This window comes from Alteromonas sp. MmMcT2-5 (genome assembly GCF_022348315.1).
Taxonomy (GTDB): Bacteria; Pseudomonadota; Gammaproteobacteria; order Enterobacterales; family Alteromonadaceae; genus Alteromonas; species Alteromonas macleodii.
In genome coordinates this window covers 40,904-63,832 of sequence record NZ_JAKRFB010000020.1, presented here as the reverse complement: position 1 = coordinate 63,832, position 22,929 = coordinate 40,904, and the positions used below count along the sequence as shown (strand labels likewise).

At 43.8% G+C, this 22,929-nt stretch carries 16 protein-coding genes; 10 read left to right on the top strand and 6 right to left on the bottom strand.

Features of this window, described 5'->3' with window-relative positions; translation table 11 throughout:
• Positions 1-22 precede the first annotated feature (22 nt).
• A complete protein-coding gene (locus tag MHN09_RS10415; protein ID WP_014949521.1) occupies positions 23-907 on the top strand; it encodes a LysR family transcriptional regulator in 885 nt (294 codons plus the stop codon).
• Between the two features lie 37 nt (positions 908-944).
• Here the strand turns inward: MHN09_RS10415 and MHN09_RS10410 are convergent, their stop codons facing one another.
• Together MHN09_RS10410 and MHN09_RS10405 are read right to left on the bottom strand one after the other, a co-directional pair.
• Positions 945-1,703 (bottom strand): hypothetical protein, encoded by a 759-nt coding sequence (locus MHN09_RS10410; protein ID WP_014949522.1) that lies wholly within the window; start codon positions 1,701-1,703, stop codon positions 945-947.
• Positions 1,704-1,798: 95 nt separating this feature from the next.
• Positions 1,799-2,503: a HAMP domain-containing sensor histidine kinase gene (locus MHN09_RS10405; protein ID WP_014976578.1), complete on the bottom strand. Its 705-nt coding sequence runs from the start codon at positions 2,501-2,503 to the stop codon at positions 1,799-1,801.
• A gap of 208 nt (positions 2,504-2,711) precedes the next feature.
• Here MHN09_RS10405 and cysB point away from each other — a divergent pair, with 208 nt between their 5' ends.
• A complete protein-coding gene (gene cysB, locus MHN09_RS10400; protein WP_014949524.1) occupies positions 2,712-3,686 on the top strand; it encodes an HTH-type transcriptional regulator CysB in 975 nt (324 codons plus the stop codon).
• Positions 3,687-3,771: 85 nt separating this feature from the next.
• On the opposite strand, the gene MHN09_RS10395 is transcribed toward cysB, so the two are convergent.
• The 3 genes from MHN09_RS10395 to pabB form a co-directional block, all read right to left on the bottom strand.
• Entirely contained in the window at positions 3,772-5,145 is a 1,374-nt protein-coding gene (locus tag MHN09_RS10395) for an L-serine ammonia-lyase (protein ID WP_049586260.1), read from the bottom strand.
• Between the two features lie 153 nt (positions 5,146-5,298).
• Positions 5,299-5,871, bottom strand: coding sequence for a CoA pyrophosphatase (locus MHN09_RS10390; protein ID WP_014949526.1), 573 nt, complete (start codon positions 5,869-5,871; stop codon positions 5,299-5,301).
• Between the two features lie 62 nt (positions 5,872-5,933).
• Complete coding sequence (gene pabB / locus MHN09_RS10385) at positions 5,934-7,373, bottom strand: aminodeoxychorismate synthase component I (RefSeq protein ID WP_049586263.1); 1,440 nt, start codon at positions 7,371-7,373, stop codon at positions 5,934-5,936.
• A 268-nt stretch (positions 7,374-7,641) separates the two neighbouring features.
• On the opposite strand from pabB, the gene MHN09_RS10380 reads away from it, so the two are divergent.
• Both MHN09_RS10380 and rmuC read left to right on the top strand, forming a co-directional pair.
• Positions 7,642-9,171 carry a fumarate hydratase gene (locus tag MHN09_RS10380; protein WP_014949528.1) on the top strand — a complete coding sequence of 510 codons (1,530 nt, stop codon included), beginning with the start codon at positions 7,642-7,644 and terminating at the stop codon, positions 9,169-9,171.
• 234 nt (positions 9,172-9,405) lie between these two features.
• Positions 9,406-10,695, top strand: a complete 1,290-nt coding sequence (gene rmuC, locus MHN09_RS10375; protein ID WP_049586265.1) for a DNA recombination protein RmuC — start codon at positions 9,406-9,408, stop codon at positions 10,693-10,695.
• Positions 10,696-10,737: 42 nt separating this feature from the next.
• On the opposite strand, the gene MHN09_RS21430 is transcribed toward rmuC, so the two are convergent.
• A complete protein-coding gene (locus MHN09_RS21430; protein WP_275446493.1) occupies positions 10,738-14,703 on the bottom strand; it encodes a S8 family serine peptidase in 3,966 nt (1,321 codons plus the stop codon).
• Positions 14,704-15,204: 501 nt separating this feature from the next.
• Here MHN09_RS21430 and MHN09_RS10355 point away from each other — a divergent pair.
• The 6 genes from MHN09_RS10355 (at position 15,205) to tesB (ending at position 22,929) form a co-directional block, all read left to right on the top strand.
• Positions 15,205-16,392 (top strand): thiamine pyrophosphate-dependent dehydrogenase E1 component subunit alpha, encoded by a 1,188-nt coding sequence (locus tag MHN09_RS10355; RefSeq protein ID WP_069944353.1) that lies wholly within the window; start codon positions 15,205-15,207, stop codon positions 16,390-16,392.
• Complete coding sequence (locus MHN09_RS10350) at positions 16,392-17,369, top strand: alpha-ketoacid dehydrogenase subunit beta (protein WP_014949532.1); 978 nt, start codon at positions 16,392-16,394, stop codon at positions 17,367-17,369. The genes MHN09_RS10355 and MHN09_RS10350 overlap by 1 nt, the downstream gene beginning before the upstream one ends.
• A gap of 16 nt (positions 17,370-17,385) precedes the next feature.
• Positions 17,386-19,086 carry a dihydrolipoyllysine-residue acetyltransferase gene (locus MHN09_RS10345; protein ID WP_239240584.1) on the top strand — a complete coding sequence of 567 codons (1,701 nt, stop codon included), beginning with the start codon at positions 17,386-17,388 and terminating at the stop codon, positions 19,084-19,086.
• Positions 19,087-19,233: 147 nt separating this feature from the next.
• Positions 19,234-20,112 carry a 23S rRNA (adenine(2030)-N(6))-methyltransferase RlmJ gene (gene rlmJ, locus MHN09_RS10340; RefSeq protein WP_239240581.1) on the top strand — a complete coding sequence of 293 codons (879 nt, stop codon included), beginning with the start codon at positions 19,234-19,236 and terminating at the stop codon, positions 20,110-20,112.
• An 83-nt stretch (positions 20,113-20,195) separates the two neighbouring features.
• A complete protein-coding gene (locus MHN09_RS10335; protein ID WP_239240578.1) occupies positions 20,196-22,076 on the top strand; it encodes a phosphotransferase in 1,881 nt (626 codons plus the stop codon).
• Positions 22,069-22,929: an acyl-CoA thioesterase II gene (gene tesB, locus MHN09_RS10330; RefSeq protein ID WP_014949536.1), complete on the top strand. Its 861-nt coding sequence runs from the start codon at positions 22,069-22,071 to the stop codon at positions 22,927-22,929. The genes MHN09_RS10335 and tesB overlap by 8 nt, the downstream gene beginning before the upstream one ends.

Genomic DNA, 22,929 nt, shown 5'->3' with positions numbered 1-22,929 from the left:
GCTAAGACCAGTTGAAAAGTTTATGGATGTTTCATACCGTCAAATAAAAGCGTTTGTAGAAGTGGCCAAGTCATCAACCTTTGCTGAAGCCGCGGTAAATCTACATTTAACACAGCCAGCTTTGTCATCGGCAATTAAAAAAATGGAAGAGCAGTTAGGCGGTAAGTTATTCCAACGCAATACACGCAATGTAAGCCTAACACCAGAAGGAGAGGTGTTGTTTCCAAATGCTTTGAGGCTACTGCACGACTGGGACAATACTTTTTCTGATATTCAAAATTTGTTTGCTATGGCGAAAGGGCAGCTTACCATTTGCGCTATGCCGTCATTTGCCGAGTCTCATTTACCGAATATCTTGTCAGTATTTCATCAACGAATTCCAAACGTAAACTTACGAATTGTCGATGTAGTAATGGAACAGGTAATTCATGAAGTTACTACAGGCCGCAGCGAGATTGGGTTCTCGTTTGAGCCAGAGCGCAAAGATGGTTTAGTGTTTAAAAGCCTTTTTGCTGATGAGTTTGTTGTTGTGACCAACAAAGCACAATCAGCCCATTTAGGGGACAAGTTGCATTGGCAGGACTGTCTAAAACTTCCATTGGTAATGATGAATAGGGGATCTGCGGTACGTCATTGGACTCAATCTAAGCTAGCACAATATGGTGAGCTAAATATAATCGCGGAAACGGGGCAGCTATCTACACTAGGAAAGCTTATTCTAAATGGTTTAGGGATATCTATTATGCCGGCGATTTGTAAAGCGCAAATGGAGGGATTGGGGCTAGTAACAAAAGAAATTAGTGACATGCCTCTGGTGAAAAATATTGGAATAATTCGAAATGCGCGAAAAGGGTTATCGCTGCCGGCTCAATCTATGTGGGACATGGCCGTAGCGCATTATGAGTGAAATAATGCGCTTTATAGTTTCTAAGAAAAGGGTCGACCTACCACTTCTTCTTAGGTGCGAACAACTCGTCTAATTCGTCTCTTTCTTCTTCTTGCTTCTTGGCGCGATCTTTTTCGTTCACGCTCTTAAGGTTGCTTTGGATTTCGTGTAACCACTCGTTAAGTGTAGCAAGTTTAGACATTGAGTATTCGTCTTGGGGATTTTGATTTTCTAGTGCGTTTTTCGCCTTTTCAAAATACTGTCTGGCTGAACCAAGCATATTGGTTTGAAGTGCAGCGCGGCCGCGCTTAATCAATGTTTCTACATTTACTTTTACCTGCAAACGTTCAAGCTGCTTATCTTCATCCATGAATACTTTAGAATCAATTTGCCCTTTGCTATGTTCTGAACGAAGAATAATGCGCAGTTTCTTAACGGCCTGAATGTATTGAATGATCATTTTGTCGTTGTCGGGTAACGCGAAATCGTTAGTGATACCGCTATTGTCCGAAAGAGCAGCGGCGGTTGCTTGCTCACTGCTTGAGATACGCTGTTTTAGTTCAGATGTACTCGATAAATCGTTCATTGCTTTCAAGGCATTTAGAATACGATTGTGAAGTATGCCCATAATGCGCGAAGAAACAGGCATGTTTACACAGGCGGCAATAACGTTCTCAGTTTCGTCGACAATAGTACGCTGTTTGGCAAGTTCAGTTCTGCGCTCAGCCTCTTGCTTTTGACGATGTTGTTGCATTGCATTGATAAAAATAGCTGCGATTAGCAAAACAACAATTAATATAATAATAATCACGTACATGCGTGTGTTTCCGTCTGTTTTTTATTTTTTATAACGTTAACGTATTACTACGTACGAGCGTTACTTTTTGTATTACTTAATGTTATCGGTCAATCTTACGGTATTTTTACTTCAAATACACTTCCACCGAGACTCCCGCCGTTGGAAAGGGCAATTGAGCCCACTTTATCTCCTTGAGAATGTGCGTTTGCAATTAACTTCGCAAAAAATAACCCCAACCCCGTTCTTCCTTGGCTTAACTCAAAGTCACAGAGCTCTTCGTGGCTTTTAGTTAACATCGCTTCGGGATAGCCACGACCATCATCCTCTATTTTAATGGTCATGAAGTCGTTCTCGTCTGCCTTGGCACTTACTATTATTTTGGATGTTCCATAGCGCATTGCGTTAATGATTACATCGTTTAATAACAAATAAATTAACTCACTGTCTAAGTACCAGCTAAGGTCATCTTCTATAGCGATGCTTATATCAATATTTTTCTGAGATACATATAACGCATTAGAGCCAACAACATCTTCAACCAAATCTTTGATGAAACTTTCGTCAACGGTAATGGGTAAACTTTCTAATTCAGCCCTGTACAAAGAGAGTACTTGAACAAGATTGGTGTTGAGCCTGGATGCTTCATAATGAACACTCGCAACCTGCTCTCTAGCTTTCTCGTCGTGAGGAGAAAGGGCGTCGCTGAGTGTTTCAATAGATTGAATAAGGAGAAAAAGTGAATTTTTCATATCGTGCACAGCAGCTGCCAACACCGATGAAAAATCAATTGTGGATGTAACTTGTTTACTGCTACTCATTATCTATCTAACACCGTGCTTTTTAATCACCTACCCATAATGTAGAAGAAATCGGACAAAGGCGAATAAATCCCACTCGAAAATGCAAAAATTCAATTATTTTCAACTTTATAATGCCAATTTCGTAATAGCAACTAGTAAAAAAAGGTGGTTTTGGTTATAACGGGGGGAGTACAGTGTCAGTCTATCGCATTAAACGGTGTAAAATATGAAGCTACAGCAACTACGGTATATCGTAGAAGTCCTCAATAACAATTTGAACGTGTCAGCAACAGCAGAAAGTTTATATACCTCACAGCCGGGTATCAGCAAACAAGTTCGCATGTTGGAAGATGAACTAGGTGTTCAGATTTTTGGCCGTAGCGGTAAGCATTTAACACACGTAACAGACGCGGGTAATGATGTAATCAATATAGCTCGTGAAATACTAGCCAAAGTAGAGAGTATTAAAGCGGTAGCAAGGGAGCACACGCTTCCAGATCAAGGTAAACTCAATATTGCGACTACGCATACGCAAGCCCGTTATGCATTACCTGACGTTATTCAGGGCTTCATGAGCAAGTATCCAAAAGTGTCATTACACATGCATCAGGGCACGCCGTCTCAAATTAGCGACCTGGCTGCCAAAGGCGAAGCCGATTTTGCTATCGCTACCGAGGCTCTTCACTTGTACAACGATTTGGTCATGCTTCCTTGTTATCACTGGAATCGCAGTGTAATAGTAAACAAAGACCATCCCTTGTCGAAAAAGGGCACTATCGATATTTCAGACATTGCCAAATATCCGTTGGTTACTTATGTTTTCGGTTTTACTGGGCGCTCTGAATTAGACCAAGCGTTTGAAAGAGCAGGGCTAACACCTAAAATCGTGTTTACCGCAACAGATGCCGACGTTATTAAAACCTATGTTCGATTAGGTGTCGGTATTGGTGTTATTGCGTCGATGGCGGTAAGCGAAGAATTAGATGATGATCTTGTGAAGATAGATGCAAGTCACCTGTTCGATTACAGCACGACGAAAATTGGATTTAGGAAGGGGTCGTTCTTAAGAAGTTATATGTACGACTTCATTGAGCGTTTTGCGCCTCATCTGACCAAGGACAAGGTTGAGAAAGCTATGATGCTGAAAAATAACGAAGAAGTGGAAAAAATGTTTAAAGGCGTGACGCTTCCAGTAAAGTAAACGTAGCGCTTGTTGAAAACGTTCATTAAAAAGGGGCTAATTGCCCCTTTTTTCATTCCATACATTGTCTAGTTAAAACGAGGCGCTAACATTCGATAATATTTACCGCGAGTCCACCTCTCGCCGTTTCTTTATATTTAGTCTTCATATCATTACCGGTATCGCGCATGGTTTTAATAACCTTATCTAGCGATACTTTTTGCTCACCGGTTCCGCGCAGTGCAAGACGAGAAGCATTAATGGCTTTGATTGCACCCATGGCATTTCGCTCAATGCACGGAACCTGAACCAGACCACCAACAGGATCACAAGTAAGGCCGAGGTTGTGCTCCATACCGATTTCCGCAGCGTTCTCTACCGAGGCAGCTGTGCCCCCCATAATTTCAGCTAACGCGCCTGCAGCCATTGAACAAGCCACGCCTACTTCTCCTTGGCAACCTACTTCAGCACCTGAGATTGACGCATTCTCTTTATAGAGAATACCAATAGCGCCTGCGGTAAGCAGGAATCGACTTGCTACTTCTTCATCAACAGGTCGAATAAACTTATCTACGTACTGTAGAACAGCCGGAATGATACCCGCTGCACCATTTGTAGGTGCAGTTACAACACGGCCGCCAGCTGCATTTTCTTCGTTTACAGCTAAAGCAAACAAGTTAACCCAATCCATAGTCTGCATAGGGTCATTTGTGTGTTCAGTTTGAAGTCGACGGTATAGTCCAGGTGCGCGGCGAACTACTTTAAGCCCGCCAGGTAAAATACCTTCGCTTTCGATACCTCGTTGAATACAAGCTTTCATTACTAACCAAATGTTGTGTAGCTGTTGCTTCACTTCGTGCTTGGGCCTGAAAGTTGATTCGTTACGTAGCATCAGTGAACTAATGCTTAAGCCGTTAGTTTTACACAGAGCAAGAAGGTCACCGGCCGTTTTAAAAGGGAAGGGTACTGATGCTTGCAGGCTGGCCGCATGCGCTTTGGTCGCATCGAAGTCTTCGTCTTTTATGATGAAGCCACCGCCAATACTGTAATAAGTTTGCTGTTTTACAAGCTCATCTTTAGCGTACGCATAAAACGTTAAGGCATTAGCATGTTTGGGGAGCGTTTTACGGCGGTGAAAAACAATGGCGTTTTTGTTAGGAAAGCGCACTAATTTCTGGCCATTAAGGCAAAGCTTTTCCGTGTTGCGTATTTCTTCAAGTTTAGTCTCGATGCTGTCCACATCGATAACGTCTGGAAGTTCTCCTAGTAAACCAAGGATAACAGCTTTTCCTGTTCCGTGGCCGATACCGGTTTGGCCTAATGACCCAAACAGTTCAACTTTCACGCTATCCACTGAATCAAAAAGCGCAGCTTCCTGAGCGAGCTCGGTGACAAACTCGGCGCCTGCTTTCATTGGTCCTACGGTGTGCGAACTCGATGGGCCAATGCCCACGCTGAACATATCAAATACACTGATCATAAACTTTCAAAATTAAAACAAAGTAATAGTAAGATCATGCATCCACCACGGAAAAACCACAATACAGAAAAGCTAATAAAGGGATTAGTTTTGCTAATACGCTGTAAAGTTTAATTTATAGTGCACACAAGAGCGGATAAGCAAATACAAAGGCTAAGGATGAATATGATGAGATAGATTGCGTAACATTGCCGCCGTTGCGCCCCATATCATGCGGTTTTTCCATGGGATAAAGTAAATTGGAAATGCCTTTTTATCGCGATGCGTCGTGTGAACTAAATGATTTCTTCTGTCTAAAACATGTGCGAGCGGTACTTCAAAAGCGCTTTCTACCTCATTTTTGTCAATAATCGGTGTAAAGTCAGGATTTACAAAGCCAACAACTGGCGCAATTTCATATCCGCTGATTGTTCGGTATCTAGGCAACATTCCTACTACGTCTACGTGAGTAGCGGGTAAACCAACTTCTTCTTCAGCTTCTCTAAGTGCCGCGTCAAAAAAAGAGTTGTCAGCTTCGTCGACCGCTCCGCCTGGAAAACTGATTTGACCTGGATGATGCTTGAGGTGGTGCGCTCTTTCGGTAAGCAGTAGTTGAAGCGAATTGCCATAATCTATCAGAGGGATAAGTACAGCCGCAGGGCGCCCTGTTTTTCGCAACGGAAAATCTGGCTCGGTGTGAGGCTGCCTTAAGTGGTGAAACTGTGATAGAAATTCGTTCTTTGTCATAGATATTTGCTTACAACCTATATGCTTACCTTTGTGCTAGCACATCACATACAAATACTGTGCTATTGGTTAATTGATTCAAGTACTGGCAGTATTCTAGACACTTTATCTAGGGTTTCTTGATATTCTTCGCTAGAAACAGAATCAAGCACAATACCACCACCGGCCCAGCAATGTAATCGACGGTTCTCTGCCAATACGGTTCTAATACAAATACTTGAATCCATGTCTTCACGAAAACCCATATAGAACACGCTGCCACAGTAGATATTCCGGCGGTGAGGCTCTAGCTCATCGATAACTTCCATCGCGCGGATTTTCGGTGCCCCAGTTATTGACCCCCCAGGAAATGCTGATGCCAGAAGCGATAAAGGCGAAGAAGACTCATTCAATTCACCAGTTACCGTACTTACTAAATGGTGCACAGCCTGATAACTTTCAAGAGCAAAGAGTGCGGGTACGTTCACCGAGTGAGGTTTGCAGTGCTTTGAAATATCGTTGCGCAGCAGATCTACAATCATAAGATTTTCTGCACGGTCTTTTTCTGCTGAGAGCAAGCTCTGAGCACTGGCGGCATCTTCTGCTTTGTCTTCAAATCGCGGGCGTGTACCCTTTATCGGTTTTGTCTCTACAACCCCATCTTTAACGCGTAGAAAGCGTTCTGGTGAAATGGAAGCAATACAGCCTTGGGGCAGGTTATAAAAAGCTGAAAATGGCGCTTGATTTTGATTGCGTAGCTCACAATATGCTTGCCACATATTTCCTTCAAACGCTGCGCTAAAACGTTGCGCCATATTTACTTGGTAGCAGTCACCGGCACGCAAATAGGCGTGTATTTTATCCAAACAAGCTTCATATTCCGTTTTAGACAAATTTGATTCGAACCGCGACGTTAACTTGAATTTTGGCTCAGGTGTTTCGTCGTTGAACGAAGAAAAAAACTGAGTCAGTGGTTGACTGTCAACGGAGCAATAATAGATGTAACCTGTTTTTGTATCTTCAATAAGTGAACGAAGATAAAGGCCAACCGCGAAATCAGGGGTTTCGTAGTCATTTTTGGCGATGCTTGGCATCGTTTCGTAAAAGCGCCCAGTGTCATAGCCTGCCATACCAGCCACACCGATAATAAAAGGGAGGTGCGCTGTATTTACACTGGCATGTATGTTCACATTTGAAACGCGCGCATGTAAGTGTGCTTGCACCGCTTCAAAGGGGGTCAATGTCAATTGCTGACGCTTTGAAGTGTTTAGTTCGATGAGTTGAACCTTATCACCTTTTGCTTCGATAACTGCGGAAGGTGAAAATGCCATAATATTGAAGCGTCCTTCACTTTTCGACGAACCAGAAGTATCGAGTAAAAGAGAATATGGGCGTGTAGAGACTCGCTTAAAAAGTGCATTGAAAACGGCTGTGTTCTCGTCACAATTTAGCGCTAATTTATCGGCTAATTCCTCTGCAGTGAAACGGGAAACATGAACGTGAATAGTATCTGCGTGTGACATAGGTGTTTTCTGTACTTCTTTTTATCGTGGGCGTTTGGTGCTTGAATTAAGCACAAACTTCCTTCTATTTTTAACTGGCGTTAACAAATAAGGGCTAATAACCGATCACATTAGGCTGCTTTTTCAGATATCCCTTCAGCATAGTTTTTAAAAATGACTGGAATTAGCCACAAGCACATGGTTTTACATGGTGCGTTGTCTTTAGATGCGCTAGTATACGCTTTTTTAGCTAGCTAAGACCACGAAAGCCAAATAAAAAGAGGATGTCATGACCGTTATCCGTCAACAAGACTTCATTGACAGCATTGAAGATGCCCTGCAATTTATTTCTTATTATCACCCGCTCGATTACGTTAAAGCCGTAGAAGAAGCCTATAAAAAGGAAAAGAGCCAAGCCGCGAAAGACGCGATGGCGCAAATTCTTATCAACTCACGCATGTCTGCAGAGGGTAAACGCCCTTTGTGTCAAGACACGGGGATCGTAACCTGTTTTGTTAAAGTTGGTATGGGTGTGACATGGGATAAAACTGACATGACCGTTCAAGAAATGGTTGATGAAGGTACACGTCGTGCATACCTTAATCCAGACAATCCACTTCGCGCCTCTATCGTTGCTGACCCTGCCGGTGCGCGCAAAAACACCAAAGACAATACGCCATCTGTTGTGCATATCGACATGGTAGCGGGTGAAAAGATCGAAGTGATGATCGCGGCTAAAGGCGGCGGTTCTGAAAACAAGTCTAAAATGGTAATGCTTAACCCAAGCGATGATATTGCTGACTGGGTAGTAAAAACTTTGCCGACGATGGGGGCAGGCTGGTGCCCTCCAGGTATGCTGGGAATAGGCATTGGCGGTACGGCTGAAAAAGCAGCGGTACTTGCAAAAGAAAGCCTTATGGACCCAGTAGACATCCAAGAGCTTATAGAGCGCGGCCCGCAAACTACCGACGAAAAACTTCGCTTAGAAATTTTTGACCGCGTAAACAAGTTGGGTATCGGTGCGCAAGGCCTAGGTGGTTTAACGACCGTTGTTGACGTTAAGATTAAGTCGCTACCTACTCACGCTGCGTCAAAACCTGTAGCAATGATCCCTAACTGTGCGGCGACTCGTCACGCACACTTTTATCTAGATGGTTCGGGTCCAGCGGAGCTTACGCCACCTAAATTAGAAGATTGGCCAGAAGTAACTTGGGAAGTGAGCGAAAACACTCGCCGCGTTAACCTTGATGAAGTAACAAAAGAAGATATCCAAGAGTGGAAAGTAGGCGAAACGGTACTGCTGTCTGGTAAGATGCTTACCGGTCGTGATGCTGCTCACAAGCGCATTCAAACCATGATGGAAAATGGTGAAGGTTTACCAGAGGGCGTTGATCTAACAAACCGCTTTATCTATTACGTTGGTCCTGTTGACGCTGTAGGTGACGAAGTGGTTGGTCCGGCTGGCCCAACAACGGCTACGCGTATGGATAAGTTCACTGACATGATGCTAGAGAAAACAGGCCTTATTGGCATGATTGGAAAAGCAGAGCGTGGTCCAGCAACCGTTGATTCAATTGCTAAACACAAAGCGGTTTATCTAATGGCAGTTGGAGGTGCAGCGTACCTTGTATCTAAAGCCATTAAGAAATCTCGTGTCGTAGCATTCGAGGACTTAGGTATGGAAGCAATTTACGAGTTCGACGTAGAAGACATGCCAGTAACCGTTGCAGTAGACAGCACGGGTGCCAATGCTCACAAAAATGGTCCGGCCATTTGGAAAGCAAAAATTGAAGAGCTTGATGCCTCGCTATCTAAATAGTGAGGAAGGCAAAACTTAAGATGAGCCGTTCTGCTTAAGAAAACTAATTTGGTTTTTCATCACAGTATAAAAAACGGGTGCAATAGCACCCGTTTTCATTTGTGTAGTTTCATTTTTTCAAAGGTTTACGTGCTAGACGTTTTTGCCCCAATTTCATTTTAAATTTATACCAGTTGGTATATTTATCTGATTTTGTTTATAGTGCTGTACAAAATAACAGTATGAACGTGCACTATGTTAATTAACCTTATTTCTAGCGAACCCATTTCCTTTCTAATAGCCTTCGTAAGTGTGTGTGCTTTTTCACTTTATTCATTTATTCGAGGCCAGGCGAATGCCACCAAGATAGCGCAGCTTTCGCAAATCAATGAGCAGCTACAAAATGATTTGAATAGCGAGCGTATTGCTATTGCCAAGCTTCAAGCACAAAACGAAGCGCACCAAGCAAGAATTCAGGCGCTTCATGCTGCGCATGAAGATAAGCTTGCGTCTATGAATGCATCTGAACAACGTCTGCATACGCAATTCGAAAATCTAGCAAATCGGATATTTGAAGAAAAGCAACAGCGTTACACGCAACAAACAAAACACAATATAGAAGCTGTTTTGGCGCCATTCAAAAACGAGTTAGATGGTTTTAAACGTCAAATCTCAGAACAACATATACGTGAGGGGCAGGAGCGAGCCTCACTTAAAACAGAGATTCTAAGTTTAAAGGCTCTCAACCAGAAAATTACGGAAGAAGCTGCAGCGCTGACCAATGCACTAAAAGGTGACAATAAAAAGCAAGGAAACTGGGGCGAAGTAGTGCTTGAGCGGATACTCAAAGAATCTGGTTTACGCGAGGGTCATGAATTTGAAACACAAATGTCAGCAACATCAGAGCACGGCAAGCGATTTCAACCAGATGTCGTGGTGCATTTGCCAAATGATAAAGATGTGATCATAGATTCAAAAGTAAGTTTGGCGGCCTATGAAAGGTATTACAACTGTGATGATGAAGCTGAGAAAGCGCAATTTTTAAGTCAACATGTGGCGTCTATAAAAGGGCACATCAAAGGCTTAGGCGCGAAGGACTACCAAACGCTTAAAGGCATAAAGACACTGGATTATGTGTTACTTTTCATTCCCATTGAGCCTGCATTTCTGATTGCTGTCGAAGAAGAACCAGATTTAGTCACAATGGCACTTAATCACAATATCATGTTGGTTAGCCCAACTAATTTACTGGTTGCACTGCGTACTATTAATAACATTTGGCAGTATGAGTACCAAAATCAAAACGCACAGCTTATTGCGGAACAAGCAGCAAAGCTTTATGACAAGTTCGTTGGGTTTGTGACGGATATGGAAAAAGTAGGTAAGTCGATGGATATCGCTCACGCAAACTACGAACAAGCAATGAATAAGTTAACCAGTGGAAGAGGGAACTTGGTAAGGCAAATAGAAAAGTTTAGAGAACTTGGCGTACAACCCAGTAAGCGAATGTCTCAGCACTTACAGCAACTTTCTCAAGACGATTAAAAAAGGCCGCAATTGCGGCCTTTTTTCTCTTATCAAAAAACGTTATGAACGTTTCATGCGTCTACGTAGGTAAACTGCTGGAGCAAGAAGCAATGCAATCCAGCCCATTGAACCACCAGACTTATCGTTAACGCGAATAGTCACGCTTTCTGTAGTAGTTTCAATACCATCTGAAGCCGTTACTTGAACCGTTACACGGTTAGACTGTTCGTTACTAGGCGCTGTATCAGTGAACGAAGTGCGCTCTACACCGTTAATGGTGATAGTCACATCGTCTCCGTCTGCGTCAGTTGCAGAAGCAGTTACAGTGTAAGACTGACCTTCATCAACGCTAGTTGGAGCAGATATTGAAATAACTGGAGCATCTTGCACACCTGCAACCGCTACTGAAACAGTACCTTCACCGATAGCTTCACCAAGTACTTCTTCACCTTCTTCCGTGGTAGTACCCATTACACGCACAGTGTAAGTAAACGAATCTTCACCGAAGAAGTCTGCATTAGGTGTATAAGTTATCGTACCGTCATCATTAATTGCTACAGTACCGTTTTGCGCTTCAGCAACCACTTCTAGCGTTGATGGGTCTAGCTCTTCTCTATCAACTTCAATAGGCGTATAAGTTCTGAAGTCACCTGACAGTGATTCCATCTCAAACGTATTGAAAATGGTATCTTCCATCTCGTTAGCCAAGATGTTCGCTGTGATAGAGGCGTCTTCATCAACAGAAAGCACATCATCCATTAGTTCGCCTGATGGCTTAACTGAACCGCTGTAGCTAACGGTAACCTGATCGCCAGGGATGGTAACGATACCGAACTCATCACCCTCAACTGGAAGAGAACCTACAATACCAGTAGATAACTGTGCAGCGTGGGTATAACCAACTGTACCTGACGCATTTTCGAAGCCTACAACAGTAGGTGTGCCATTAGGGCTCATTGGGCCATAAGCAAATGAAAATGAGGCAGCGTTGCGGTCGTACCATATCTGGAAGTTTACACTAGAACCAGTGTCGCCCCACAGCATCGCGTTTTCCCACTCAACAACAAAGAACTGGTTAGTACTGGTGTTAAGCGTCGCCGCATACATTGTACCTGTGCCAGTATCGTCATCAGCAGTACCATCTAGATCGAGATCTGTCCAGTAAGGTGCTATAACATTGTTTGGCTCAGATGCACCTGGAAGTGATTGTGGACGATACTCAGTCACTTGACCAGATGATGTACCTAGCGAGATAAAACCGTTAGAAGATACTTGGACGTTTGTGTAGGTCTGTCCCATGTACTCTATGTCAATGAATGACTCTACCGTTATTGCTGCATCGTCACAGGTTTCACTACATACGATAGGGTCTACCACAAAAGGTAGATTTCTCATTGGCAAGTACCCAAATGGCGCAGCCGTTTCAACTAGCTCAAGCGTCGCTGTGTTAAGAGCACCTTCCCAGCGCACTTCACGTTTTTCTGCATCGTAGGTCACAGGCTCTTGGTTGCCATTCTTGACCGCTGAAATACTAGAAACGTCGATATCGTACTTTTCATCAACTGTCGAAGTTACACCAATTAGGCCTGTTACACCTGAGTTTGTAACCGATGCCGACGTAACTACTGTTTCATTTTCAGCTGCAAACGTGTTGCTTACTGAGCTGTTAAATAATTCAGGTTCATCGGTATTGATCGGGTAAACAGCAACAGGTATGAAATAATCAGTGGTTTCATCGTTAGTGTCCGCCCAGTTGATACCACCGAATAACCATTCGCCAGAACCTGCCAATGATACATCTACCGAAACCATGATTTGTGCAGATGCACCAGCAGCTAGGCTTGCCATTGCAGGCGTAACCGTAGCAACAATATTATCATCATCAAACATTGTGGTCGCGTCTACTGTCACATCAGCGTCGCTTGTATTAGTCACAGTGATAGACATTTCGCACGTGATATAACACTCAGATGAAACAAGGCTTAGGTCGCTGTATGTTAGTTCAACAGATGTTGCACGAGGAAGATCTAAACGACCTGCACCCATGTCAAAGTTGTCTGCTGCGGTAGACGCATCTTCTTTCAAAATATCGCGAATTGAAGAAGTAACAAGCGCACTCTTTATCTGCTGTGCAGTCCAATCAGGATGCATTTGCTTAAGAAGTGCAGCTGCACCAGCTACGTGTGGCGATGCCATTGAAGTACCGTTCTTGAACGAGAAGTTCTGGTCTTCGTGTCCTAGTGCATCCGGTGATTCGCCAGAGAAGATGCGAGTACCAGGAGCAGCAATATTAGGCTTAAGGAACGTCGGGTCGCCGTTAGGACCGCGAGAGCTGCTTTCATTCATGATGTCAGCAAGGCTGTCTGAAACAACGCGAACAATATCGCTACCGATAGTTACATTTAGCGACTCTTCAGTAGTTTCAGCTAGGTTAGCAAGCGCTAAACCTGGTGTAGCAGGAAGCATAAGTGATGGAATTGTTTGAGCTTCACTTAAGCCGCCCATTAATATTGGCGCTTCACCGCGTCCATCAACGTTATGAATAAGAACAGCTGTTGCTCCCGCAGCCTCTGCGTTTTCAATTTTAGTCACGAAACCACACGTACCACGGCTGATAAGCGCAATTGCACCATCGAACGCGCCCGCAGCAAATGCATCACAACCTTCTACGTTTGCCGCATCTACTTCGCCTGCATAAACAACAGGTGCAGTAATTGGGCTATCAAATACAATGGCAGGGTTGCCGACTGAGTAAAGGGCCGGAATAGAACCTAAAGTGGTATCGCCTTCAACGGTCACCTCGTTTGCGAACAAACGACCCGTTGTTGTATTTGCGACCGTTATTACGTCTTCTGAACAACCAGGACAGCCAATAGTGCCAGCACCCGGACCATCGTTACCCGCTGCAAAAACGGTAACAACGCCCGCATCGTGCATGGCTTCAAGTACGTCTTCATATACTGAGCCGTTAGGGTTTCCACCTGCACCGCCACCCCACGAGTTATTTACAATGTCAGCACCATCTGTAAGCGCAGCTTCAAGCATAGAAAGCAGCATTGAAGAAGCACCGCTAGAAGAAGCAGGGTTAGCTGGTGTGGCATACAAACCTTTGTAAACCATTAGATAAGCAGCTGGCGCAACACCAGAGATTTCAGCTTCTGCGCCATCGCGCTCTGCCATTACCCCGTAATTACCTACTGCTGTACCTGCTACGTGCGTACCGTGTCCATTGAATCCTAGCGGGCTCTCGTATTCTTCTTCAACAACAGAGAAGCCTTCTACGATGTCTGCTGCGCGAGCAACAATCAGTTTATTGTTACAAAAATCAGGAACTTCTGAACAGTAGTCGTCAGTAGGAAGTGTCGCAGCATCAGGTGCTGTAAAATTTTCACCACTGAATAAAGGGTTTTCTGGACGAATACCACTATCGATGATCGCTACTTTCACGCCTGCACCGGCGCTTTCCTTGCCGCCGAACTGTTCCCACGTTTGAACTGCACCGATCAGATCCAAACTAGCGTCCATTTGGGCATGGTGTACTAAGTCTGGGTATACCGCTTTTACCGTTGAAAGGCTGGAAAGCTTATCAAGTGCACTCTTTGAAACGATACCCGCAAAACCATTAAATGCTGCTGTGTAAGACATGTCAGCTTTGAATGACTTATCGAATGACTTGATAGACTGGATAACCGATTGCTGTTGAGCTTCAAGGAAAGATTGATATTCCTTCGCTGCATTTGACTTGAAATTTACCTTTTGACCTTTGTGGGCAGCCATGCTGCTTACACTCGGATTTACTGCGCTGAATTGCGCCATAGGCACGTCAGTAAGTTGTACGATAACACGTACGCTATCACTATCCGCTTGGATTGCATTTGCAAGAATATTCTTTTTGTCGAAGGATGCTTCGATGGCGTTGCGTTGTTCAACGCTGTGGCCAGATAATTGATTTGATATTGCTAGTGCACCAAAGGCTGAGCCTGCTAATGCGGTAGCAATAACCGTACTAAGGATTGTTTTTTTCATAATTATTCTCGTGTGAATAGTTCCCTGGAGCCCAACGATTTTTTTGTTTGCTTAAAAGGTCATTCGCCTTTTTTAAAACGCAACTTATCGCTGTGACTATCTATTACTAGCACACTTTTTTTCTTTTTGTAACGTGTGTTTCTGCAATACACAATTTACACATTTTGTTACATTTAACGACGATTAGTCGTTGCATAGATAACTTCCTTTTTTCATTGAAGTTCAAAGCAGTAGATTATTGGATATATAAGCGTTTGAAACGTTAGGAACTCTATTACTGGATGTGAATGAGAAATGATTGTCCTACTCGGTTTTCATATTTTTTACATGGGGTTTACGTTTTTAGGACGAATATCCTTTTCATTTAGACTAATTGAGTATGTCTATTTCACCCATTTGAAAAAATGCCAATGAATAAGTAGGACGCTCCTGCAATTTCTCAACTAGCATAGTGTTATCACTATAAGTCGCTATTAACCCTCATATTTAAGGGGAACAAACGTGAAAGACAGAAATCATTTGGCCGAAGTAAAAACAACAAATAAGGTCGAAATTATTACTAAAGGGGTTGTTGATATCCCAATGCTGCAAATCCTTTCTGCCGAAGGTGAACTCATTGAAAAAGCAGTTGAACCTGACCTCAGCAAAGAAGAAGCATTAAAAATATTTAATACCATGCATTACATTCGAGTATTGGATGAACGTATGGTGGGTGCACAGCGCCAAGGTCGTATTAGTTTTTACTTGGCAAGCACGGGTGAAGAAGCGGCGTCAGTTGCAAGTGCAGCAGCACTCTCAGACGACGACATGATCATGTCTCAGTACCGTGAGCAAGGCGCTTTAGCATATCGCGGGTACACCACAGAACAATTCATGAACCAAATGTTTAGCAATAAAGACGATCCTAACAAAGGACGTCAAATGCCTATCCATTATGGTGACAAGCCACTTAACTTCATGACGATATCTTCACCACTAGGCACACAGATCCCTCAAGCATCTGGTTACGCCTATGGTCAAAAAATGTCGGGTAAAGATGTGGTTACTATCTGTTACTTCGGTGAAGGTGCAGCGTCGGAAGGAGACTTCCACGCAGGGTTAAATATGGCCGCTGTTTTAAACTGCCCAGTTATCTTCTTTTGCCGAAATAATGGCTACGCCATTTCAACACCAGCAGAAGAGCAATTCGCGGGTGACGGCATTGCTTCTCGTGGCTTAGGTTACGGTATTAAAACTATCCGTGTTGATGGTAACGATGTGTTAGCCATTTATGCAGCTACTAAAGAAGCCCGTCGTATCGCCATTGAAGAAAAGTGTCCTGTACTTATTGAAGCCATGACTTATCGCTTAGCGGCGCACTCCACGTCAGACGACCCAACAGGCTATCGCTCTCGTGAAGAAGAAGATAAGTGGCGTGCAAAAGATCCTATCGCTCGTATGGCGAAATGGTTAGACAGCAAGGGCTGGTTTGACGAAGCGGAGAACCAAAAGCGCGTCGATAAAGCAAGACAAGACGTTTTAGCAGCAATGAAGAGTTGTGAAAAGACTGACGTATGTGCCATTGAAGACATTGTCGAAGATGTATACGACACAGCACCTTGGCACTTAAAAGAACAACTCAGTGAATTGAAAGCGCATATTAAGAAGTACCCGAAGATGTACCCTAAAACAGCAGGGAGAGTAAAATAATGGCTAAGATGAATCTACTTCAAGCAATTAATAATGCACTCATCACAGCCATGACCGAAGATGAAAAAGTAATGGTCTTTGGTGAAGACGTAGGCCATTTTGGTGGCGTGTTCCGTGCAACCAGTCACCTTCAAGAAAAATTTGGTAAGGCGCGTTGCTTTAACACGCCGCTTACTGAACAAGGCATTATTGGCTTCGCGAACGGCTTGGCCTCACAAGGCTCAGTACCTATTGCTGAAATTCAATTTGGTGATTACATTTTCCCTGCATTCGATCAAATTGTGAATGAGACGGCTAAATGGCGCTACCGTTCAGGCGGTCAGTTCGATGTTGGTACGCTAACAATTCGTACACCTTATGGTGGCGGTATCGCAGGCGGCCACTACCACAGTCAATCACCAGAGGCATTCTTCGCTCACTGCCCAGGGTTAAAGATTGTTATCCCTCGTGACCCATATCAGGCGAAAGGTTTGTTGCTTGCGTCAATTCGCGATAAAAACCCCGTATTGTTTATGGAGCCTAAACGTCTTTACCGCGCTTCTGTATCGGAAGTGCCTGAAGAAGATTACGAACTACCGTTAGGTAAGGCAGATATTGTTCAAGAAGGTAGCGATATCACGTTACTAGGGTGGGGCGCACAAATAGAAATTCTGCAAAAAGCCGCAGAAATGGCTCTTGAAGATGGTGTGTCATGTGAAATCATCGATTTGCGCAGCATATTACCGTGGGACGTTGAAACGGTTATGCAATCTGTAATGAAAACAGGTCGCTTATTGATAAACCACGAAGCACCGCTAACGGGTGGCTTTGCGAGTGAAATCGCAGCGAGCATTCAGGAACGTTGTTTCTTATATCTTGAAGCGCCTATTGCAAGAGTGTGTGGTTTAGACACGCCGTATCCTTTGGCGCACGAAAAAGAATATATGCCAGATGAAACGAAGACGTACGAAGCCATAAAACGTACGCTTCACTACTAAGCCGGGGGACGATGAAATGACAATTGAATTTATCTTACCGGACATTGGTGAAGGTATAGTTGAATGCGAACTTCTGGAATGGTTAGTTTCTGAAGGTGAGCATATAGAAGAAGATCAACCTGTCGCGGAAGTAATGACCGACAAGGCTACCGTGCAAATTCCTGCAATGCATGCGGGTGTGGTTAATAAACTGCATTACGCGGTAGGCGATATTGCTAAAGTGCACGCACCATTATTCTCTATGACGCCAGATGATGCCGACGCTAACTCAGATACACATGAAGACGCGCAAGCGGAAGTAAAAGACAATGCGTCTGAAACAGCGACAGCGAATGATAGTGCTTCTTCAGGCGCTTCAAACGGCAAGCACATCGAAGACTTTATTTTGCCAGATATTGGTGAAGGTATTGTCGAGTGCGAAATTGTGAAATGGAACGTGGCTGAAGGCGATGAAATTGAAGAAGATCAAGCCGTTGTAGAAGTGATGACCGACAAGGCAGTGGTAGAGATCCCCGCTAAAAACGCAGGTACCGTGCATCGTCTTTATTACGCGCAAGGCGATATAGCGAAAGTGCATAGTGCATTGTTTGCGTTAGAAGTTGCCGGTGAAGTCACAACTACTAGCGGTACTGATGACGAATCACCATCGGCAAACAACAGCGCTTCAAGCGTTGCATCTCAAAGTTCAGTGAACACGCAAACAAACGGCTCAAGTCAGCAATCAGCGCAAATTGCTCCTTCAAAATTCAGCGACGGCGAATACGAGCCACCTATCGCTATAGAAGGTAAAGTGTTGGCTAGCCCCGCGGTAAGACGTGTTGCAAGAGAAAAGAATATCGACCTTTCTACTGTGGAAGGCTCGGGTAAAAAGGGGCGGATCCTTAAGTCTGACGTGTTGAATCTACAACATTCGAATGTTGACACGTCGTCTCAAAATACGTCATCTTCTGCGCCAAGTTCATCTACCGCAGAAAAAGGTGATTTGAATAGCACAAGCACTGTGCTTAAAGGCAGCGTTAGAACAGAAAAAGTACGCGGTATTCAGGCAGCGATGGCGAAGCAAATGTCGGCTTCGGTCTATACTATCCCGCACTTCACAGTTAGTGATGAGTTGGTAATGGACAACCTGATGTCGCTACGCAAGCTGCTTAAACCTGAATTTGAAGCGAAGAACGTAAAACTCAGCTTTATGCCGTTTTTCGTTAAAGCAATGTCATTGGCACTTAATGAGTTCCCTGTCATTAACAGTCAGCTTAACGAAGACGCCACTGAGATAAGCTACTTCGCAGATCACAATATTGGTTTTGCAGTAGACTCTAAAATTGGTTTGCTTGTACCCAATATTAAGCGTGTTCAAGACCTATCTCTGTTAGAGATTGCTGTTCAAATGCAGGATATTATCGAACAAGCAAGAGCGGGCCGCGTGGCTGGCGAGCACCTTAAAGGCGGTACGATTAGTATCTCTAATATCGGTGCAATAGGCGGTATTACCGCGACGCCAGTAATTAATAAGCCAGAAGCTGCTATAGTTGCTCTCGGTAAAACGCAGAAACTTCCGCGTTTTGATGATGAAGGGAATGTTAGCGCGCAAAATATCATGGCGGTTAATTGGTCTGGCGACCACCGTATTATTGATGGTGCGACTATGGTGCGATTCAATAATCTATGGATGAGTTACCTAACTCAGCCGGAAAAAATGTTGATGCACCTTAAGTGATATCATTCAAAGCAATTTGATTTGCAGTAGCAATATTTTTAAAGGGCCAATAGTAAAACTATTGGCCCTTTTTTGTTTTGTATACCTCAAAGCGCGTTGACGTTATTATAGAGCACTATAAACAAACGAAAATTTTACTGAGGTTTTGTGCTTAGTTATCAACATGCCTTTCATGCGGGCAACCACGCTGATGTCATCAAACATCTTTGTTGGATTGGCGTTATCAACGCATTAAAGAAAAAAGATAAACCTTTTACGCTTTTCGACACCCACGCAGGCGCGGGCGCGTACGATCTAACCGATGCCATGTCATCAAAAAATAAAGAGTATGAGACGGGTATATCTCGTTTGCTTATAGATGATAAAGGCGTTCAGGGCTTGCCAAATTTGTTGGTCGACTATTTATCGTTGTGTGAACCGTTCTTAGCACAACAACAATATCCGGGCTCACCGGCAATAAGCGCAAAAGCGAAAAGGGATGGTGACAATTTACACCTAATGGAACTTCATCCTGCGGAATTCGATAAACTAGACAAAAACGTATCCCGTTTACGTACCCTTAATAGCCACGTACATAAACGAGACGGATATGAAGGGCTGCGCGCACTCACGCCCCCCAAACCCAATCGCGGTGCTATTTTAATCGACCCTCCTTATGAGCGCGTGAATGAATATAGCGACCTTGTTAAGGGTGTGGAACAGGTATTTAAACGCTGGCAGCAGGCACAAATCGTAGTGTGGTACCCACTACTTTCAGAGAGAGCGGGCGCCAAAAGTGGTGCAAGTGAAGCTATGTGTGAAAAGCTTGCAGCAATGGGTAAACCCTGTTTTAAAGCAGAAATATGCGTGGAAGAAAATACCGCTGATGCCGGAATGTATGGTTCGGGCGTATTCGTTTTGAACCCGCCTTGGCAGCTAGATACTAATTTAAAAAGCGCGTTAGAAAGCGTTGTTGGTATGCTAGGTGAAAATGAAGCAGGTTATCACGCTACAGCGCATGTTACCTGGATAAACGAAGATAATTGATTGCTGTGCAGTTTAACAATGGTAAGCGTATTGTTGCTGATTAATCTGTTTCAAAAAGTCACTAAAAGCGTGAAGTAAAAAACATGTCGCAACTCAAAGGCCTAAAACATTTCTATATACCCGATGAGCAGTCGATATATCTGCTATCTCATGCGGATGCGAAAAAACTAAAAGACTGGGTAAACCTTTGTATCTCGCAGTTAGAAGGGTTGGGGTACAGTGACATCGAACTTTTAGGGAAAGGAGCCTTTGGGTTTGCGTTTGCAGGGAACGCGCCAAGCGGTGAATCACGGGTATTTAAGTTTTCGCGAATAACGTTGCCGCAGCATGTGCAAGATAGACTAGAAGAGGAAGCTTTTATGCTTTCTCACGTTAATCATGAGTTTGTGCCGCGGTTTATTGAATATCAACAAATACGCAAACAATCCATCTTGGTTATGGGGCGCGCACCTGGCGAAGACCTAGAAAAAGTCAGCTTGAAAACAGGCCCACTTTCGCCCCGTATTATCGTCAAAATTGCAGTGCAGGTCGGCGAACTTTTATCCAGTTTTCGCCAATACAGTGAAAATGGAGAAATTAAACCCATTGTGCACGGAGACATAAAGCCCTCGAATCTGGTTTGGGATGCCGAAAATGAATCGGTTGGATTGATTGATTGGGGCTCTTCAGTGTTCGCACAGACTGACATCACTGGGCAATATGTAGGTAACAATGTAATGGATTTAATGTCGGGTGAACTGCATCAAACTAATGCTCGACTTGGCGATGTTTATTTTATTGGCGAGGAGCAGCTTAATGGCGCACTCTCCAGCCCCCGCTTCGATGAACAAGGCTTGGCCAGTACATTATATGCATTGGCATCAGGGCAATCGTGTCGTTACGGAAGCAAGGTTATTACACCTTCATCCCTTGGTCTTCCTAAAATGCTTGCTAATATCCTTGAGCACATGCTCAGTGAAGATCCAGAAAAGAGAAGGCAGGGCGGAGATTACCTGTTTAATCATCTCCACGTTTTGAAGAATATGGTTTTCACTCAAGACAAGCCAACGCAATATACACCGTTAATCCCTACATGGCTGGCCCACACTCAGAACCGTGCTGATATTGAAACCGTTGTTTACAGCTCTCGAAAATCTTACCTACGCCAACAGGCAAGACTCTCTGACTCGTTAGATGAAAAAGACGTAGAGGAACTTCGTTATATAGACGATGCGCAATTTGACCGCTACTACAAAAACTATCTACAAGGCATGGGGGATACCGAAAAAGCATTTGTTTCTGCAATAAGTAGACTAGGCCGTTACCCTGTAGTTGGCGGTATGGCTGTGCGCTGGGAGCCAGAAGGTATATATGTCGATTCAAGCTTGAACTTATATGATGAATCAATGAAAGCAGCGTTTGATTTAGCAGTGAATAACGTCATTAATTTAGCAAGGGCTATTCACAAGCCCGCTGTGTTCAAATGTTGTATGTTCAACGCCAAAAACACACTGCACATTGAACGCGAAAGTGAAGATGAAGACTTTAAACCAGCAGGCGGTATGTTTATTCCCTACGAGCTATCACGGGTTTCTGCACAAAAGGATGAAAGCCGGACTCACTCATATTTCGAAGATGGCGATGATCCGGACGAACTATTAAAGCTGCCTCAGGAGACTATCGATACCATCGTTCAACTTAATACAATACATCACACTGGTTGTATTATATTTGAAGCATTACCGCGGCATTTGAAAATTCACAACTATTACACGTTGCTTGATCACAGCCAAGAAGAGCGCTTCCACTCATTATTAGCGCAACTCGTTCAGCAAATTCCCAAAATAAAAGGGCTAGGCATTTCAGGGTTTATGAAGTTACCCTATAAAGATACGCGCTTTTTCGAGCATAAAGCAAAATTGCCTGAAAAGTACTACCCGCGAAACCCAAAAGCAGTAATTGAAGAGAAAGTACAACATGTCTGAGATTAAACTATCGTCACTTTTTGAACTCGAAACAGTGGAAGCTGGCATCTATCGAGGTCAAAGCTGGGATTTAGGCTTCCGCGCCTTGTTTGGTGGACAAGTTTTGGGGCAAGCGTTAGCAGCTGCATACGAAACAGTGGAGGCTGGTAGAGTCGCACACTCATTCCACACTTATTTTTTATTACCAGGCGACGCTAAAAAGCCTGTAGTTTACGATGTTGAAGTAGTGCGAGACGGCAGAAGTTTCTCTGCTAGACGGGTTAAAGCCATTCAGGATGGTAGAAATATCTTCTACATGACAGCGTCTTTTCAGGTTCCTCAAGATGGCATGGAGCATCAAAACCCAACAATGCCAGATGTGCCTGCGCCGGAAGATGTGCAGTCTGACATTGAATTCTATGAAGCTAACTTCAATAAAATTGCACGGCCTATGCAAGAAGCGTTGAGCTATCATAAACCTGTAGATATTCGCACGGTAGATGCAGCTAACTCTTACCAGTCAGCGAAACGCGAACCGACGCGTTATATTTGGTTAAAAGCAAGAGACACAATGAATGCATCATTGACTGTTCATCAAGCTGCGCTTGCTTACGCATCAGATTATCATTTTCTCAGTACGTCGCTTCAACCACACGGTGTTGCGGTAACCGATAAATCACTTCGAATCGCAACGATAGACCATGCTATGTGGTTCCACCGCCCAATCAATATGAACGAATGGTTATTGTATGCAATGGAGAGTCCTTTTAGCGGAGGCTCTAGAGGTTTGGTACGCGGACAAATATTTAACCAAAATGGTGAACTTGTTGCGTCAACCATGCAAGAAGGATTAATGAGAAAAGTAGACGAATAG